This window comes from Aquisalimonas sp. 2447, from assembly GCF_012044895.1.
Classification (GTDB): domain Bacteria; phylum Pseudomonadota; class Gammaproteobacteria; order Nitrococcales; family Aquisalimonadaceae; genus Aquisalimonas.
Genome location: NZ_CP050695.1, coordinates 402,501 through 418,172, shown reverse-complemented (window position 1 = coordinate 418,172; position 15,672 = coordinate 402,501). Strand labels below are relative to the sequence as shown.

Sequence of the window (15,672 nt, the reverse complement as noted above, 5' to 3'; positions counted from 1 at the left end):
CAGGGAGCGAGAGCATCATGAATGAAAAGGTATTCGCCTGCGTGGACGGCTCGCGCTCGTCCGAATCCGTCTGTGACCATGCCGCCTGGGCGTGCCAGCGCCTGGAGGCACCCCTGACGCTGGTGCATGTCGTCCGCAACCCCCACGGCGAGCGCGAACCCGACTACAGCGGCAACCTTGCCCTGGGCAGCAGGGAGCACCTGCTCGAGGAGCTGGTGGAGCTGGAGGAGAAGCGCGGCAAGCTGGTGCGGGAGCAAGGCCGGGCCGTGCTTGCCGATGCCATTGCCCGCGTCAGCGCCGCCGGCGTGGAAGATCCCGGCCGTCTGCTCCGCAACGGCGATATCACCGAGGCGCTGTCGGCGCTGGAGGAGGACACACGGCTGCTGGTCCTGGGCAAGCAGGGCAAGGACGGCGACGTGGTCAGCCGCCATATTGGCAGCCACCTGGAGAGCATCATCCGCACCCTGCACGCGCCGATGCTGGTAGTGCCCCTGGAGTTCCGGGCACCGGAGCGCTTTCTGATCGCCTACGACGGTAGCGCCACCGCCGACAAGGTGGTGGACCGGCTGGCCGGGAGCGATCTCCTGGTGGGGCTGGAGGCGCATATCCTGATGGTGGGGGCCGAGACCGACGCCAATCGCGAGAAGCTGGGAACCCCGCGGGCGCGGCTGGAGAAGCGGGGCTTCAGCGTGACCACGGCGGTGAAATCCGGCGACGTGAACGAGGTGGTCTGCGATTACCGCGAGGCGAACAACATCCACCTGCTGGCCATGGGGGCCTACGGGCAGTCGCGGCTGCGTCAGTTCTTCGTGGGCAGCACCACGTCGCACATGATCATGCGCTCACCGATCCCGTTGTTGATCCTGCGCTGATCCGTACGTCGCTTTCCTGTCTCCAAGCAGTTCCTGCGGCTGTTCGATCAGTTCCGCGAGCGGCAGCTGGGCAACGGCTGCCGGTTGCGCGAAGGGCCACCAGCACCAGGACCGGGGCGAACATGCTGCGCCCAACCGACTTCGTCACCACTCAAGGCCTCCGACAACCACAACCGATTCACTCACTGTACACCGACGCCGGTGATTTCTCACCGGGCACCCGTGCACACCCGCCTGCGTTGGCGAGCGCACCGACTCCCGTCCCCCATGCGACTAGTCTCAGAACTTCATCCCGCATCACGGCGCGTTCCGGTCGCGATGCAGCCACCTCCACGAACCGCACTCTGGATGACCTGTCATGAACCAAAACCAACTGAAAGGCCGTGCCGGCTCGGCCATGGGCAAGATCAAGGAAATCACCGGCCGGCTCATGGGCGAGGGTGCCATGGAGCGCGAAGGCAATGCCGAAAAACACGGAGGCAAGGTCGAAGCCGGGTACGGCGATGTGAAAGACGATGCCCACAAGGCAACGAAAATGAGCCCTGTGCTCACGCCGTACTAAATCTGAAAACCCCGCCGCGCCGGTGGCGCGGCACCGTTGAACTCAGTAATTAAAGGAAGCCTTATCATGAATAGCATCATTTACGTCGTCGGTTTCGTCGTCATTGTCGTGTTCATCCTCTCGTTCCTCGGCATGAGATAATGTGGGGGAGCCTCGCTTGAAGAGGGTCGGGACCGCCACCGCCTCCTGCCCGACGCAGCGCCGGACGGGCCAGGAGGTATAGGAGCACGCGACGAGGTTGTCGCGCCGCGCTTTGCTTGACAATGCCTCTGGCGGTGCGCACTTTGGCAGTGAAACCCTGTCGGGCCTGCGCCCGCGCCTTAACTGGGGGCTGCCACCCATGTCACCGCCCGCGGACGGCCTTGTTGTGGTCGCCAAGCGCGATTGCCCGACCTGCGGTCTGGTGGAATCGGTCCTGCGTGAACTCTCCGCGGACGGAGCCCCGCTGACAGTCGTCGTCCAGGACGACCCCGCCTACGCGGCCGACCTCCCCGGCCAGTTCCATGACGCCAGCCTGGAAACCTCCTACCGGCTCGGCATCGAGATCGTACCCACTCTGCTCCGCATGGCTGATGGCGCTGAAGTCGAGCGCACCTACGGCTGGCATCGCGACGACTGGCAACGCATCTGCGGACGCGAGAGCCTGGGAGCGGACTTGCCGCCCATGCGGCCCGGCTGCGGCTCGAAGACCCAGGACCCGGGCGTCGCTGAAGCCCTGGCCGTGCGCTTCGGCGACAGCGGTCTCAGTGCCCGCGAGGTAACCGTCGGTGACGCCGAGGACCCGGTGGAGGCCTGCTTCGAACGCGGCTGGACCGACGGCCTGCCGGTAGTGCCACCCACGGCGGAGCGGGTGCTGCGCATGCTCAGGGGAACGCAGCGCGACCCCGGCGAAGTCATCGGCCACGTGCCACCGGACCTGGCCCCGTGCACCGTGGAGAAAGTGGCCATCAATGCCGTGATGGCGGGTTGCAAGCCCGAGTACATGCCAGTGGTCCTGGCCGCGGTGGAGGCGGCGCTGGAGGACGAGTTCGGCATGCACGGCATCCTGTGCACCACCATGTTCTGCGGGCCGATGGTGGTGGTCAACGGCCCGGTGGCCCGGTCCATCGGCATGAACTCTGGCGTCAACGCCCTGGGGCAGGGCAATCGCGCCAACGCCACCATCGGCCGCGCGCTGCAGCTGGTCATCCGCAATGTCGGCGGCGGCCGCCCCGGCGAGATCGACCGCGCCGCCATGGGCACGCCGGGCAAGTACACCTTCTGCTTTGCCGAGGCAGAGGACCCGTGCTGGGAAAGCCTTGCGGTACAACGCGGCTTTTCACCGGAGGCCTCCACGGTCACCCTGTTCGCCGGCGAGGGCGTACAGAGCGTCGTCGACCAGAAATCCCGCACGCCGGAATCCCTGGCGCGGACCTTCGCCGCCTGCCTGCGGGTGGTGGATCACCCGAAACTCGCCATGGCGGGGGATGCCTTTCTCGCCGTCTCGCCCGAGCACTGCAACGTGTTCGCGGCGGCGGGCTGGACCAAGGCCCGCCTGCTGGAGGAACTCGATCAACTGCTGCAGTTGCCCGGCGAGGACATGATCGCCGGCGCGCAGGGCATTGCCGAGGGGCTGCCGGCGAAGTTCGCCGACAAGACGGTGCCCAAGTTCCGGCCGGGCGGGCTGAACATCGTTCGCGTGGGCGGCACCGCCGGCCTGTTTTCCGCTGTCATTGCCGGCTGGGCCGCATCCGGCCCCATCGGCTCTTCACCCGTTACCAGGGAGATCGGCTCATGACCGACCAGATACTGCTTGATCCCACCGCGGAGCGCTCCGCGGCCGAACGCCCCAGGGCGCCGCGGCCGACCAGCCTTCGCGGCGCCACCGTGGGACTGCTGGACATATCCAAGCCCCGCGGCGACGTATTCCTCGCGCGCCTGGATGAACTGCTCACCGATCGCGGCGTCACGGTGCGGCACTACCGCAAGCCCACCTTCACCCGCCCCGCTCCCGCCGAGCTGTACCAGCAGCTGACCCGGGAGTGCGACCTCGTTGTTGAAGGCCTGGCCGACTGAGGCTCCTGCACGTCGTGCTGTACGCATGACATCGCAGACCTTGAAGGTCGAGGCATTCCGGGAGTCGGTGTTGCCACCACGGAATTCGTTGATGCGGTTGCCGCGCAGTCGCGGGCGCTGGGGTTCTCCCCCGCCATGGTGTTCGTGCATCACCCGATCCAGGACCGCCGTGACGACGAGTTACGCGCCCTGGCGGACCAGGTGTTCGAGACCATTGTCGAACACCTGGTCCAGAACGCATCACCGGCCTGACCGGCTCGCCGCTGGCGAGCGGCCGGCGTGACCGCCGGCGACGCGGACAAGCGGCACCGGCTGCCCGCCGTGGATCGCGTCCTGGGCTGGCCGGCCGTGGCCGCGCTTGTGGATGCCCACGGCAGGCAGCCGGTACTGGACGCGGTGCGCGGCGAACTGGCCGGCTGGCGGGCGTCGGGCAATCCGGCGGATGACCCCAGCATCGTCGCCGGTGTCGAGCAGCGCGTGGTGGCGGCGGTCACCCCCTCCCAGGTACCCGTTTTCAACCTCACCGGCACCGTGCTGCACACCAACCTGGGCCGGGCACCCTTGCCGCCGGAGGCCATCGAGGCCGTGGTCCGCGTGACCACCGGCGCGTCGAACGTCGAGTTTGACCTGGAGACCGGCAAGCGCGGGGACCGTGACGCCCATGTGGAATCCTGGCTGCAGCGGCTCACCGGGGCGGAAGCGGCAACGGTAGTGAACAACAACGCCGCCGCGCTCATGCTCATGCTGAACACGCTGGCGCAGCGTCGTCAGGTGGTGGTGTCCCGGGGGGAGCTGATCGAGATCGGTGGCGCCTTCCGGCTGCCGGACATCATGGCCCGCGCCGGATGCAAGCTGCACGAGGTGGGCACCACCAACCGCACCCACCTGCAGGATTACGCTGAAGCCATGGAATCGCGCCCGGCCATGGCGCTGAAGGTCCATACCAGCAACTACCGCATCGAAGGCTTTACAGCGGCGCCGGCCGAGCATGAGCTGGCGCAGCTCACCCGCGAGCACGGCATCCCGTTCGCCGTTGACCTGGGCGCGGGCACCCTGGTGGACCTCACCCGCTACGGCCTGCCCCACGAACCCACGCCGAAGGAGGCACTGGCCGGCGGAGCGGATCTGGTCACGTTCAGCGGCGACAAACTCCTGGGCGGCCCGCAGGCGGGGATCATCGCGGGGCGGGCCGACCTCGTCGCCCGGATTCGCAGAAACCCCATGAAGCGGGCCATGCGCTGTGACCGCATGACGCTGGCCGCCCTGGAGGCGGTGCTGCGCCTGTACGCCGACCCCGACAGCCTGTGCCATCGCGTGCCGACGCTGCGCCTGCTTACGCGCCCCGAAGACGCCATCAGGCAGGTCGCCGTCAGACTGCAGCCGGTGCTTGCCAAGTGGCTGGCGGATGAGCCAGTCCGGGTTGACCACGTCTCCGTGGCAAGCCAGATCGGCAGCGGCTCCCTGCCGGTGGATCGCCTCCCCAGTCACGCCCTGCGGATCCAGCCGGCTGCCCGTCGCGGCGGGGGCGGCCTGCTCGGCCGGATCGCCGCACGCTTGCGGCGGCTGCCCGTGCCGGTGATCGGGCGCATTGCCGACGGTGCCCTGCTGCTGGACGTGCGCTGCCTGGAAGACGAGCACGCGTTCCACGCGCAGCTTGAGGAAAACCAGCGGCCATGATCATAGCCACCGCCGGGCACGTGGATCATGGCAAGACCCAGCTGGTCCGGGCCCTCACCGGTATCCACACGGACCGGCTTGCCGAGGAGCAGCGCCGCGGGCTCACCATCGAGCCGGGCTTTGCCTACATGGATCATCCCGGCGGCCAGCGCCTGGGATTCGTGGACGTGCCCGGCCACGAACGGTTCGTGCGCAACATGCTGGCCGGCGTTGCCATGGTGGATTTCGTGCTGCTGGTGGTGGCCGCGGACGACGGGCCGATGCCCCAGACCCGCGAGCATCTGTGGATTGTCGATCTCCTCGGCATGCGGCATGGCGCGGTGGTGGTGACCAAGTGTGACCGGGTCACGCCGCAGCGGGTAACCGACGTGTCGACGGACGTACGCGCCCTGCTGGCATCCACCACGCTTACAGATGCCCCGTTGTTCACCACATCCACGGTGACCGGTGAGGGCCTGAATAAACTGGACGCACACCTGGCGGCGCAGGCCGGCAATCAGCCGGGCAATCATGATCCCGCGGGACGGTTCCGCCTCGCCGTGGACCGGGACTTCACCATTGCCGGCGCTGGTCGCGTGGTCGCCGGCGCCGTTGCGGCGGGACGGGCAGAGACCGGTGATGAACTCATGGTCTCTCCGCTGGGCTTTCCCGTGCGTGTCCGCTCCCTGCGCGTCAATGATCGGCCGGCGGAGGCCACTGCCACGGGCGAACGTTGCGCTATCAATATCGTCTCCGGCGAGTTGCCGGCGAAAACCGGCTTGCGTGGCCAGTGGATGGTGGCGCGCGAAGGGCATCTCGGCACCTGCCAGCTGGACACCCGGCTGCGGCTGCTGCCTGATGAGCCCCGGGCCCTCGGGCACTGGACGCCGGTGCATCTGCACATCGGTGCAGCGGTGGTAAACGCCCGGGTGGTCCCGTTGAACACCAGGGACCTGCAACCCGGGCACCAGGGCATGGCGCAACTGGTCCTGGACCGGCCGGTGAACGCCGTCCACGGCACACGGTTCGTGATCCGCGACCAGTCGGCACAACGCACCATGGGCGGAGGCCGGGTACTGGACCCGTTCGCCCGCAAACGGGGGCGCAACAAGCCGCCGAGGCTGGCATGGCTCGCCGCCCTGGATGAGGCGGACGGTGCCACGGCACTTCCGGGTGTGCTGGACGAGGCTGTCAACGGCGTCCCGCTGACCTGGATTGCGGCCACCTTCAACCTGACACGGCCGGAGACGGAAGCCCTGGCAGCCGGTGACATCGGACTCGCCATCCACGCCAGTGATGACAGGCGCCTTGTCGCCCGGCAACACTGGGACGCCCTGTGCCTGACGATCACCCGGGAACTGGCAATCTGGCATGACGAGGAACCGGCGAGCCCCGGCCTGCTCGAGTCGGCCCTGATTGAGCGTCTGCGCAACCGCGGGGACCCGGCGCTGGTGCGCGCCGCCCTGCGCGCGTTGCTGGACCGCGGTACCCTGGAGCGGCAGCGATTCTGTGTCTGCCTGGCAGGCCATCAGCCACGACTGCCGCCTGACGAAGCCGCGGACCTGGAGCGTATCCGCACAATACTCACCGAGGCAGGACTGCGTCCGCCCATCCTCGGGGAACTGGCGGACCAACTGGGCGAGGAGAAGGAGGCCCTGCGGGCACGCCTCGAGCGCTATGCCGCACTCGGCTATCTGGCGCGCGTGGCCGATAATCGCTTCTTCCTGCCCGAAACCGTAACGGAGCTGGCGGCAATTGCCCGGGTGCTGGCGAAGGAATCGGACGATGGCACCTTTGATGCTGCCTGGTACCGGGACCGCTCCGGGATCGGGCGCAACCTGACCATTCAGGTCCTGGAGTTTCTCGACCGCCTGGGCGTAACACGTTTCGCCGGCGGCCGACGTTGGCCGGCGCCGGACAGCCCAGCCGGGGATAACACCCCACCATGAACCCGTCAGGCCTGATACCGTGTAACCATCAAGGAAGGGAATCGCATCCCGGTGGAGCGCCCGGACTTCAAATCCGGCGAGACGCGAAACGCGTCTGGTGGGTTCGACTCCCACTCCCTTCCGCCATCCTCCGCTGCCCCTCCGAAACCAGACCTCCCTTTGTGCGCCAGTTCTCGAATTCGGGATCGTGGCGTTGCATCCCGGTGCTTTAGGTGGCAAGGAAATGAGGACGCGCGCACGTCCACATAAAGCACGCGCACAAACCCAGCATGGAGGGGAATTATGAAGCATTCAGTGCTCATCGGGGGGCTTCTGGCTGGCGCGCTGGCCGCGGGCTCCGCGGCCGCCAGTGAACCGGTCCGCATCGGGTTCCTGACAGACATGACCGCGGCGTATTCCGATATTGCGGGCCCGGGGGCAGAGGTCGCTGCGCGAATGGCCGTGGAGGACTACGGTGGTGAAGTTCTCGGAAGACCCGTCGAACTGCTGGTGGAAGATACCCAGCTCGATGGCGAGCGCTCCCTGTCCATCGGGCAACGCATGCACGAGGAAGAAGGCATTGTCGCACTGGCCGAGATGGTCGGGACTCAGGTGGCACTCCCCCTCCAGCAGTACGCCCGTGAACACAACCTGCCAGCGCTGCACGTCGGCTCGGCCAGTTCCATTCTCACCGGGAGTGAGTGCTCGCCCACCGCCGTGGACTGGGTCTACGATACCTACGCCCTGGCCGGTGCCGTTGTCCCGGCGATGGCAGAGCAGGGCCACGAGAGCTGGTACTTCGTCACCGTGGATTACGTCTTCGGTGATGTCCTGCAGGCGGATGCCGAGGCCATGATCGAGGCCGTGGGCGGAGAGGTCGTCGGCTCGACGCGACACGAATTCCAGGCGACAGACCTGTTCGCGCACCTGGAGGAGGCGCGTGACTCGGGCGCGGATGTCATTGCCTTCGCCAATGCCGGTGCCGACCTGCGCAACAGCATCCGTCAGGCCTACGAGCTGGGCATCCTCGGCAGCGACGATCAGGAGGTCGTCGCGTTGCTCGCCACCATCAACGACATCCAGTCAGTAGGCATGTTCGCCGCCAGGGACCTCATTTACCTCACTTCGTTCTACTGGAACATGGACGAGCAGACACGCGAGTGGAGCCGGCGGTTCGAACAGCGCCACGGCGTCCTTCCAAGCATGCTCCAGGCGGGCAGCTACTCCGTGATCTACAACTTCCTCGAAGCGATGGATCGCGCCGGGACCACCGACGGGGAGACCGTCATGGATGCCTTGCGCACGCAGCCGAACGAGGATTTCTTTGCGCGCAACTCGGAACTGCGACCGGATGGTCGTCTGCAAAAGGACATGTACCTCGTCCAGGTTCTTTCCCCACAGGAAACGGAACATCGGGGCGATTACCTTCGCGTGCTGCAGACGATTCCCGGAGAGGATGCGGTTCGACCGCTCGAGGAGAGTGAGTGCCCGCACATGTAGCCGTATTCGAACCCGGAACGGGAGGGGCTGATGGGGGGCAGCGACGGTTTCCGGCGTAACGCTGGCCCTCAATACCCCCGCTGATCAAGAATCGCATCCACGTCGACCTGATCCGCCCAGCCGTACGTCTCCAGCGCGACGGCCGGGCGGTCGGTAAAGATGCCGTCCCCACCGAACCTCCGCAACAGGCGCATTTGCCAGGGTTCGTTGATGGTGTAGTGGTGGACCAGCAGGTCCCGGGCGTGCGCCTGGCGGGTGTGCCACGGAAATCCCAGATGCCCGTCGGGGCCCACACCAGCGGCGCCCATCTCGACAGCCCGGTCCAGGTGGAAGCGGAAACCGTCCGCGTCGGCCATTCGCCGGCTGATCAGATATACCACGGGCAGATCAGGGATGAGGGTGACGAGCGAGTCGACACTCGAGGCGGAAAACGACTGAACGATGATGCGGGCCGGGCCGCTTGCGACATCGACGCTGGAAGCACCGAATCGCTCATTGAGTGCGGCATCGGGTGCATCGAGAGTGGGCGGGTCAGGATACCAGCCGGCATTCCGGAGGATCTCCAGAATATCTTCTTCGATCCCGGGATAGCGCTCTGCGTCCTTGGTCTCCAGGTAGAGCCCGGGATTATTGCTGCCTTCCTCCGCAATCGTGATCAGTTCTTCCAGTGTCACGGGCGCGAGCCCCTCGTAGCTGTCACGGGCGCGGCCGGGAAATGCCACGTTGAACCAACTGCCGTGGTCGAGTTCCATGAGCTCGTCATGGGTGAAGGTCTCGAACGGATCATTCGCCCGCTCCGGGAAAACTTCCTCTACGCTGGTTGTGCGCGCGAGCGTTCGGTCGTGAAAGGCCACGACCACCCCGTCTCTGGTGCGCTGGAGATTCGCCTCCAGGTAATGCGCACCCATGTCGCGGGCGAGCTCGTAGGCAGGTGCAGTCGACTCCGGGGCAACCCAGGACGCGCCCCGATGGGCAACAACGGTCGGGTAAGGGATCTGCCACGCTTCTGCGATCGGCTCGCCGGCATCCGGCGGGGACTTGAGATAGAAGAACGCGAACGTGAGGAGCAGAAGGAGAAGCGCGATCCCGAGAATCCCGGCGACCATACGGAGCATGCGGGAGATGATATGGTCACGGAATTCCATTCTGGCTTGATGCAGGTTCGGTCGGTCAGTGTCAATGCGACGGAGATCGAGCAACCGAACGGGATGCCCAGTCCATGTGTGGTCGATACTCACTGCATGCTCCCCATTCCGATATCGCCAGCCGCTATCAGTACCAGGAGGACTGGCTGGCGGACGCCATGCCTCGTTACAACGTCGCGCCGGGTACGGACATAGCGCTGCTTGCCATGCTGGAGTGCGGCACGGGTACCGTCTCGGTTCTAATGCCAGCCCACTGGGGATTTCACCCGCAACGGGCTGACGCAAAGGCGCCCTCCCCCATCAATGCCCGGGCCGAGAAGGTGGCAACCAGCCCCTACTTCCGCAATGCCTTCCAGACACGCCGTGCGCTGGTGCCGGCCAACGGCTGGTACGAATGGCGGGCCACCGATGCCGGTGACAAGCAGCCTTACTACATTACCCTCGCCGATGGCGAACTGCTCATGTTCGCAGGCCTCTGGGAACCGGCTGGTGATGACCGTGCCACCGCCGCGATCATCACTCAGCCCGCAGTGTCCGCGCTCCAGCACATCCATCCCCGCATGCCAACCGTTCTGGCCCCGGAGTGCTGGGCGTCGTGGATGGACCCGAAATTCACCGAGCGGGACCAGGTCCGGAAAGTTGTACGCCCGCTCCCCGGGGACTGCCTGATCGCGTACCCGGTCAGCAAGCGCGTTAATCGGCCCGTGAACGACGATCCTGAACTGATTGAGCCGGTAGGTAGCGTGGGCAATAATTCAAAGGCATGACGGCGCCGAACGAAAGCAATCCGCAAGACTGGACAGCCCCGCCGTTACGCGGAATCGTGGAGCTGGCGACAGGAGTCGAACCTGCGACCGGCTGATTACAAATCAGCTGCTCTACCAACTGAGCTACGCCAGCATTGTTCGTGGTGTCGGTGGAGAGCAGTATGATCCACCGGAATCGGGCAGGAGTTCAAGCCTCGTAATCGGCACAGTCGACTTCTTCCCAGTCGGCATCCGGCAGGGCGGGGTCGGGCTCGTCGGTCTCGATCAGCACGGCGTACCGGGTGACCACGCGGTGGCGCTCGCCCACCTCGGTTTCATACCCCAGTTCTTCAAGTTCCTCCTGGCGATTGCGGGAGCGGGACTCGGAGCTGAACACGCCCAGAGATACGGCGTGCTCGTACTGGTCACCGCCCACGTAGCCGTAGTCGCTGAGGCCGTGATCACCGAGTTCGGCCATGGTGTCCTGGGCGGCCTGCATGCTGTCGTGCGGGGGAATATAGACCCAGTAGCCGACGAACGCCTGATCTTCCCGGGTGACGATGCGGCTGCGCTCGAGGCCGTCGTCCTGCACTCGGGTGAGGAGCGCGTGGGCGGCGTCCTCGTCCTCCACCGGGGCAACCTGGCAGACCGCGTCGCGGACGGGGGCGTCAGGCTCTGCCAGTAGCGGCAGCTGCTCTTCAAGTGACGGGAGCGCAGTATCGGGTTCCTCGGGCGCGGCCGGTTGCTCGCCGGAAATCTCCGGCTCCTGCGCCACCTCTTCCTGCTCCTCGGCGGCGGCGAGTGCCGTTTCTTCATCCACCACGGTGAGCCCCTCCGGTGCCGGCCTCGGCGGATAGGGCGCCGGCTCGTCGGCGGCAGGGAGCGTCAGGAAGGCCAGCACGCCGAGGTTCAGGAGCAAGAGCAGGATGAACAGCGCTCTCATGGGGCCACCGTGCCGGAGGCGATGCCGCGGAAGATCAGGTCATGATCGACGACCCACGCACCTCCCAGGGTATCCGCCAGTGCGTCGGCGTCACCCCCGGTGAGAATGCCCTGACATGGGTGATCCCCATGACTGTCCACGCGGGCCTTGAGGCTTGCCAGGGCGCCGGCAAGGGCATGGTAGGTCCCGGCACGGATGGCGGTGGGCGTATCTTTAGCCAGCAGCGGCAGATCGCCCTCACCGCTCTCCCCAAGACGATGCGCGGCCGTGGCCAGGGCACGGCGGGACAGCCGCAGCCCGGGAAAGATCAGGCCTCCGGCATGGCTCCCGTCGGCCTCCAGGACGTCCAGGGTGACGGCAGTCCCGCAGTCGACGATGCAGAGTCGACCGGTGTAGTGAACGCGGGCGCCGATCAGGGCCGCCCACCGGTCCGCCCCCAGGGAAGAAGGTTCCGGGTAGGCGTTGGTGACGCCGGTTGCATCCTCCATGTGGGTGATGAAGCGCTGCAGGACGCAACCGAATCGATCCTGTAGCCATTGGTCCAGGGGGCGCAACAGTTCGGGAGCGGCGACGGTACACACCCGGGCGCTGCTTGGCGATTCGTCCAGCGCGGCGAGGCGTTCGAACAGCGCCGGGGGCAGCTTGCCATTCTCGGTATACGGGAGCGCACCACCGGCGGCTGGCTCTCCGGTGTCGGTCCGGAGCTGCCACTTGCAGCGGGAGTTGCCGAGGTCAAACAGGAGCATCATGGCAGAGGGCGGACGGAGACTTCGCCGGCACTCCAGGGCTCCGGGCCCTGCCCCTGGTCCAGCAGCAGGGAGCCCGTGGGATCAACCCCGCAGGCGCGGCCATGGATCTCGCGCTGACCGAGGAGCAGGCGCACGTCCCGGCCGCTGAGGGCGTCGTAGTCCGGCCAGCGCTGGATGAACGCGGTGAAGCCGTGTCGGCCGAACTGGTCCATGGCGCGAGCCAGTCCGTCGAGGACGGCACTGGCGATGACGTTCCGGCCAGGCCAGTGCGGGAGACGATCCCGGACGGCAGTCCAGGGCTGGTCAATGGCATCCCGGGTTGTATCGTCGACGTCCATTTGCAGGTTGAGGCCCTGGCCGATCACGACAGCGCAGGCACCGGTGGGCTCGCCCTGGAGCTCCACCAACAGGCCGCCAAGTTTCTGGTCATTGATCACCAGATCGTTGGGCCACTTGAGCGAGACATCACGCAAACCGAACGCGCGCAGCACCTCGGCGACGGACATGCCGGCGGCCAGGCTGAGCCCGGCGACGCCTCCCGGCACCTGGTCGAAGGACCAGGCCAGGCTCATGTACAGGTTCTGGCCGAACGGGGAGTACCAGGTGCGCCCGCGCCGGCCGCGGCCGGCGCTCTGTGCCTCGGCGAACAGCGCACAGGGCAGCTCGAGCTCGGACAGCTGCTGGAACAGCTGACGGTTGGTGGAATCGGTGACGCGGGCTACACGGACGTCGATGAGGCGCTGGCTTACGTCGGCCCCGAGGCCTGCGCGGATCCGGTCCTCGCCCAGGAGCTCCAGAGGTCGGGCCAGGCGATACCCACGGCCCTGCTCGGAGATCACGGGAACGCCCTGCCCCTGGAGCTGATGCACCAGCTTCCACACCGCGGCGCGGCTGACGTGAAGCGCCTTCCCGAGCTCCTCTCCGGAACGCGGTCGGCCATCGGCAAGACTGCCCAGGAGTTCGCCGGCGCGGTCCACGTCAGGGTGCCTCCCGCCAGGGCAGGGATGCTCGGCAGTAGTAGTGGTGCATGACGTCGATCATGGCGCCATGATCCTGCGCGCCGGCGCTCTCGCGGATACTGTGCATGGACCACATGGGATTGCCGACATCCACGGTACGTACGCCGAGACCCGCCCCGGTGATCGGGCCGATGGTGGAACCGCAGGGGATGTCATTCCGATGGATGTACTTCTGGCAGGTGACGCCGGCCTCGTCGCAGAGCACCATGAACACCGCTTCCGCACCGGCATCGGTGGCGTAGCGCTGCTGGGCGTTCACCTTGATCACGGGGCCGCCGTTGACGGTGGCGGCGTTGTCGCTGTCATAGAGGCTCGTGAACGCCGGATGATAGGCGTGAGCCATGTCGGCACTGAGGACCATGCTCCGGGCCAGCACCCGGGGGCGGTCCTGCTCCCCGATACCCTGCGCCCCAGTGATGCGGGACAACAGTTCCGGCAGGAACGTCCCCTGCGCGCCCTTGTAGCTCTGGCTGCCCACTTCCTCATGATCGAAACAGGCCAGCACTGCCACGCCGCCGAAGCTGTCGGGATCGGCGTCCATGATGGCGCACAGGCCTGCGTGACAAGAACCAAGGTTGTCCAGCTGGCTGTTCGCGACGAACTCGTTGCGTTCACCGAAGAAGGCGCCCGCCTGGGTGTCCGCTACGGCGAGTTCCCAGGCAAGCACCTGTTCCGGCGCCACGTCCAAGTCAGTGGCGATCAGTTCCTGCAGCGTTGGCCCTTCGGGCAGACCTTCCCGGGCGAGGCCCTGGATCAGCGTCAGCTCATCGTGGGCCTGGTACTTGAGGCCTTCCTGGTTCACCTGCCGGTTGAGATGGATGGCGGCGTTGGGGAAACGCACCAGGGGCCGGTTCGCATGAAACAGCGCCGTCCGCGCATCCCCGGTGTCACCGTCGCGGATACTCACGCGGCCCGCCAGGGTGAGGTCCCGGTCGGCAAACGTGGCCAGGATGGGGCCACCATAGATCTCCACGTCGAGACCGTGGTGGCGGTTGCGTATCCGCGATCCTGCGGGCTTCACGCGGAAGCCGGGGGAATCGGTATGCGCGCCGATGATCCGAAAGCCGTCCTTGAGCAGGGAACCAGTGCCGATCACGAACGCAGCAATGGTGGAGTGATCGCGGGTTACGTAGTAGCGGCCGCCAGGCTGGATGTCCCAGGCGTCGCCTTCCCGCAACGGAACGAAACCGGCACGCTCCAGTATCTGCGCCATGCTGGCGCCGGCGTGCCACGGGCTCGGGCTCGCATCGATGAACTCGAGGAGTTGCGCTGCCCGCCGATCTCCGGTGGTATCCATGACCAATGCAAATTCCTCAAGTAGCGGAATGGACACAGAATACCAGCCAAAAAACCCCGCAGCGCTGCTGCGGGGTTTTCGGTGAGGCGCCTGGCGATGACCTACTTTCGCACGACAGCGGGGCCGCACTATCATCGGCGCTAAGCGGTTTCACTTCCGAGTTCGGAATGGGATCGGGTGGTTCCCGCTTGCTATGGTCGCCAGGCAAACTGGCTCACGCTAACGGTGCTCTGACGCACCGGCGTGAAATTCGGGAAGTTGCTGCATCGCGCATGTCACATTGCATTACGCAGGCCGCACCAGACTCTTTGGGTGTTATATGGCCAAGCCTCACGAGCAATTAGTACTGGTTAGCTTCAGCCATTACTGACCTTCCACACCCAGCCTATCAACGTCGTCGTCTTCAACGGCTCTTCAGGGGTCTCAAGGACCCAGGGAGATCTCATCTTGGGAAGGGCTTCCCGCTTAGATGCTTTCAGCGGTTATCCCGTCCGAACTTAGCTACCCGGCAGTGCCACTGGCGTGACAACCGGAACACCAGAGGTTCGTCCACTCCGGTCCTCTCGTACTAGGAGCAGAATCCCTCAAATCTCCGACGCCCACGGCAGATAGGGACCGAACTGTCTCACGACGTTCTAAACCCAGCTCGCGTACCACTTTAAATGGCGAACAGCCATACCCTTGGGACCTGCTACAGCCCCAGGATGTGATGAGCCGACATCGAGGTGCCAAACTCCTCCGTCGATGTGGACTCTTGGGAGGAATCAGCCTGTTATCCCCGGAGTACCTTTTATCCGTTGAGCGATGGCCCTTCCATACAGAACCACCGGATCACTAAGGCCTGCTTTCGCACCTGCTCGACTTGTCAGTCTCGCAGTCAAGCACCCTTTTGCCTTTACACGCACTGCACGATTTCCGACCGTGCTGAGGGTACCTTCGCACTCCTCCGTTACTCTTTGGGAGGAGACCGCCCCAGTCAAACTACCCACCACACACTGTCCCTGACCCGGATAACGGGCCTAGGTTAGAACCCCGAACATGCCAGGGTGGTATCTCAAGGGTGGCTCCACCAGGACTGGCGTCCCAGTTTCGAAGCCTCCCACCTATCCTGCACAAGCATGTTCAAAGTTCAGTGCGAAGCTGTAGTAAAGGTTCACGGGGTCTTTCCGTCTTGCCGCGGGTACACTGCATCTTCACAGC

The 15,672-nt window shown here is 65.8% G+C and carries 13 protein-coding genes, 2 tRNA genes and 2 rRNA genes (1 of these 17 cut by a window edge); 9 read left to right on the top strand and 8 right to left on the bottom strand.

Going from position 1 to position 15,672, the window contains the following annotated elements; all coding sequences use genetic code 11:
- Positions 1 to 17 precede the first annotated feature (17 nt).
- The 8 genes from KU884_RS01855 (at position 18) to KU884_RS01820 (ending at position 8,573) form a co-directional block, all read left to right on the top strand.
- Complete coding sequence (locus KU884_RS01855; RefSeq protein ID WP_167781022.1) at positions 18 to 872, top strand: universal stress protein; 855 nt, start codon at positions 18 to 20, stop codon at positions 870 to 872.
- A gap of 358 nt (positions 873 to 1,230) precedes the next feature.
- On the top strand, positions 1,231 to 1,434 hold the full coding sequence (locus tag KU884_RS01850) for a CsbD family protein (RefSeq protein WP_167781021.1): 204 nt from the start codon (positions 1,231 to 1,233) through the stop codon (positions 1,432 to 1,434).
- A gap of 340 nt (positions 1,435 to 1,774) precedes the next feature.
- On the top strand, positions 1,775 to 3,211 hold the full coding sequence (locus KU884_RS01845) for a thioredoxin family protein (protein WP_167781020.1): 1,437 nt from the start codon (positions 1,775 to 1,777) through the stop codon (positions 3,209 to 3,211).
- The gene (locus KU884_RS19140) at positions 3,208 to 3,741 is read left to right on the top strand and encodes a UGSC family (seleno)protein (RefSeq protein ID WP_305793268.1); all 534 of its coding nucleotides are present in this window, start codon (positions 3,208 to 3,210) and stop codon (positions 3,739 to 3,741) included. The genes KU884_RS01845 and KU884_RS19140 overlap by 4 nt, the downstream gene beginning before the upstream one ends.
- Before the next feature lie 27 nt (positions 3,742 to 3,768).
- Positions 3,769 to 5,166, top strand: a complete 1,398-nt coding sequence (gene selA / locus KU884_RS01835) for an L-seryl-tRNA(Sec) selenium transferase (RefSeq protein ID WP_167781018.1) — start codon at positions 3,769 to 3,771, stop codon at positions 5,164 to 5,166.
- Positions 5,163 to 7,094 carry a selenocysteine-specific translation elongation factor gene (selB, locus tag KU884_RS01830; protein WP_167781017.1) on the top strand — a complete coding sequence of 644 codons (1,932 nt, stop codon included), beginning with the start codon at positions 5,163 to 5,165 and terminating at the stop codon, positions 7,092 to 7,094. The genes selA and selB overlap by 4 nt, the downstream gene beginning before the upstream one ends.
- 32 nt (positions 7,095 to 7,126) lie before the next feature.
- Positions 7,127 to 7,220, top strand: a tRNA-Sec gene (locus KU884_RS01825).
- 156 nt (positions 7,221 to 7,376) lie between these two features.
- Complete coding sequence (locus KU884_RS01820; RefSeq protein WP_167781016.1) at positions 7,377 to 8,573, top strand: ABC transporter substrate-binding protein; 1,197 nt, start codon at positions 7,377 to 7,379, stop codon at positions 8,571 to 8,573.
- Between the two features lie 68 nt (positions 8,574 to 8,641).
- On the opposite strand, the gene KU884_RS01815 is transcribed toward KU884_RS01820, so the two are convergent.
- On the bottom strand, positions 8,642 to 9,718 hold the full coding sequence (locus KU884_RS01815) for a glycerophosphodiester phosphodiesterase family protein (RefSeq protein WP_167781015.1): 1,077 nt from the start codon (positions 9,716 to 9,718) through the stop codon (positions 8,642 to 8,644).
- Between the two features lie 74 nt (positions 9,719 to 9,792).
- Between KU884_RS01815 and KU884_RS01810 the strand changes: the two genes are divergently transcribed.
- On the top strand, positions 9,793 to 10,485 hold the full coding sequence (locus KU884_RS01810) for an SOS response-associated peptidase (RefSeq protein WP_167781014.1): 693 nt from the start codon (positions 9,793 to 9,795) through the stop codon (positions 10,483 to 10,485).
- A gap of 57 nt (positions 10,486 to 10,542) precedes the next feature.
- Here KU884_RS01810 and KU884_RS01805 read toward each other — a convergent pair.
- The 7 genes from KU884_RS01805 to KU884_RS01775 all read right to left on the bottom strand — a co-directional run.
- Positions 10,543 to 10,618: transfer RNA gene (locus KU884_RS01805), tRNA-Thr, on the bottom strand.
- Positions 10,619 to 10,672: 54 nt separating this feature from the next.
- Positions 10,673 to 11,407: an SPOR domain-containing protein gene (locus tag KU884_RS01800; protein WP_167781013.1), complete on the bottom strand. Its 735-nt coding sequence runs from the start codon at positions 11,405 to 11,407 to the stop codon at positions 10,673 to 10,675.
- A complete protein-coding gene (locus tag KU884_RS01795) occupies positions 11,404 to 12,156 on the bottom strand; it encodes a type III pantothenate kinase (protein ID WP_167781012.1) in 753 nt (250 codons plus the stop codon). The genes KU884_RS01800 and KU884_RS01795 overlap by 4 nt, the downstream gene beginning before the upstream one ends.
- Complete coding sequence (birA, locus tag KU884_RS01790; RefSeq protein ID WP_167781011.1) at positions 12,153 to 13,133, bottom strand: bifunctional biotin--[acetyl-CoA-carboxylase] ligase/biotin operon repressor BirA; 981 nt, start codon at positions 13,131 to 13,133, stop codon at positions 12,153 to 12,155. Before birA ends, KU884_RS01795 begins: the two co-directional genes overlap by 4 nt.
- 1 nt (position 13,134) lies before the next feature.
- Positions 13,135 to 14,472 carry a M18 family aminopeptidase gene (locus tag KU884_RS01785; RefSeq protein WP_167781010.1) on the bottom strand — a complete coding sequence of 446 codons (1,338 nt, stop codon included), beginning with the start codon at positions 14,470 to 14,472 and terminating at the stop codon, positions 13,135 to 13,137.
- A gap of 88 nt (positions 14,473 to 14,560) precedes the next feature.
- Positions 14,561 to 14,677: ribosomal RNA gene (gene rrf / locus KU884_RS01780) — 5S ribosomal RNA — on the bottom strand.
- Positions 14,678 to 14,791: 114 nt separating this feature from the next.
- A 23S ribosomal RNA gene (locus tag KU884_RS01775) occupies positions 14,792 to 15,672 on the bottom strand; it runs 2,006 nt beyond the window's last position.

Bases quoted from the DNA above. Each gene is read 5' to 3' on its own strand.
- KU884_RS01855 (WP_167781022.1), top strand. From the start codon at position 18: ATGAATGAAAAGGTATTCGCCTGCGTGGACGGCTCGCGCTCGTCCGAA.
- KU884_RS01850 (WP_167781021.1), top strand. From the start codon at position 1,231: ATGAACCAAAACCAACTGAAAGGCCGTGCCGGCTCGGCCATGGGCAAG.
- KU884_RS01845 (WP_167781020.1), top strand. From the start codon at position 1,775: ATGTCACCGCCCGCGGACGGCCTTGTTGTGGTCGCCAAGCGCGATTGC.
- selB (WP_167781017.1), top strand. From the start codon at position 5,163: ATGATCATAGCCACCGCCGGGCACGTGGATCATGGCAAGACCCAGCTG.
- KU884_RS01820 (WP_167781016.1), top strand. From the start codon at position 7,377: ATGAAGCATTCAGTGCTCATCGGGGGGCTTCTGGCTGGCGCGCTGGCC.
- KU884_RS01815 (WP_167781015.1), bottom strand. From the start codon at position 9,718: ATGGAATTCCGTGACCATATCATCTCCCGCATGCTCCGTATGGTCGCC.
- KU884_RS01810 (WP_167781014.1), top strand. From the start codon at position 9,793: ATGTGTGGTCGATACTCACTGCATGCTCCCCATTCCGATATCGCCAGC.
- KU884_RS01800 (WP_167781013.1), bottom strand. From the start codon at position 11,407: ATGAGAGCGCTGTTCATCCTGCTCTTGCTCCTGAACCTCGGCGTGCTG.
- KU884_RS01795 (WP_167781012.1), bottom strand. From the start codon at position 12,156: ATGATGCTCCTGTTTGACCTCGGCAACTCCCGCTGCAAGTGGCAGCTC.
- KU884_RS01785 (WP_167781010.1), bottom strand. From the start codon at position 14,472: ATGGATACCACCGGAGATCGGCGGGCAGCGCAACTCCTCGAGTTCATC.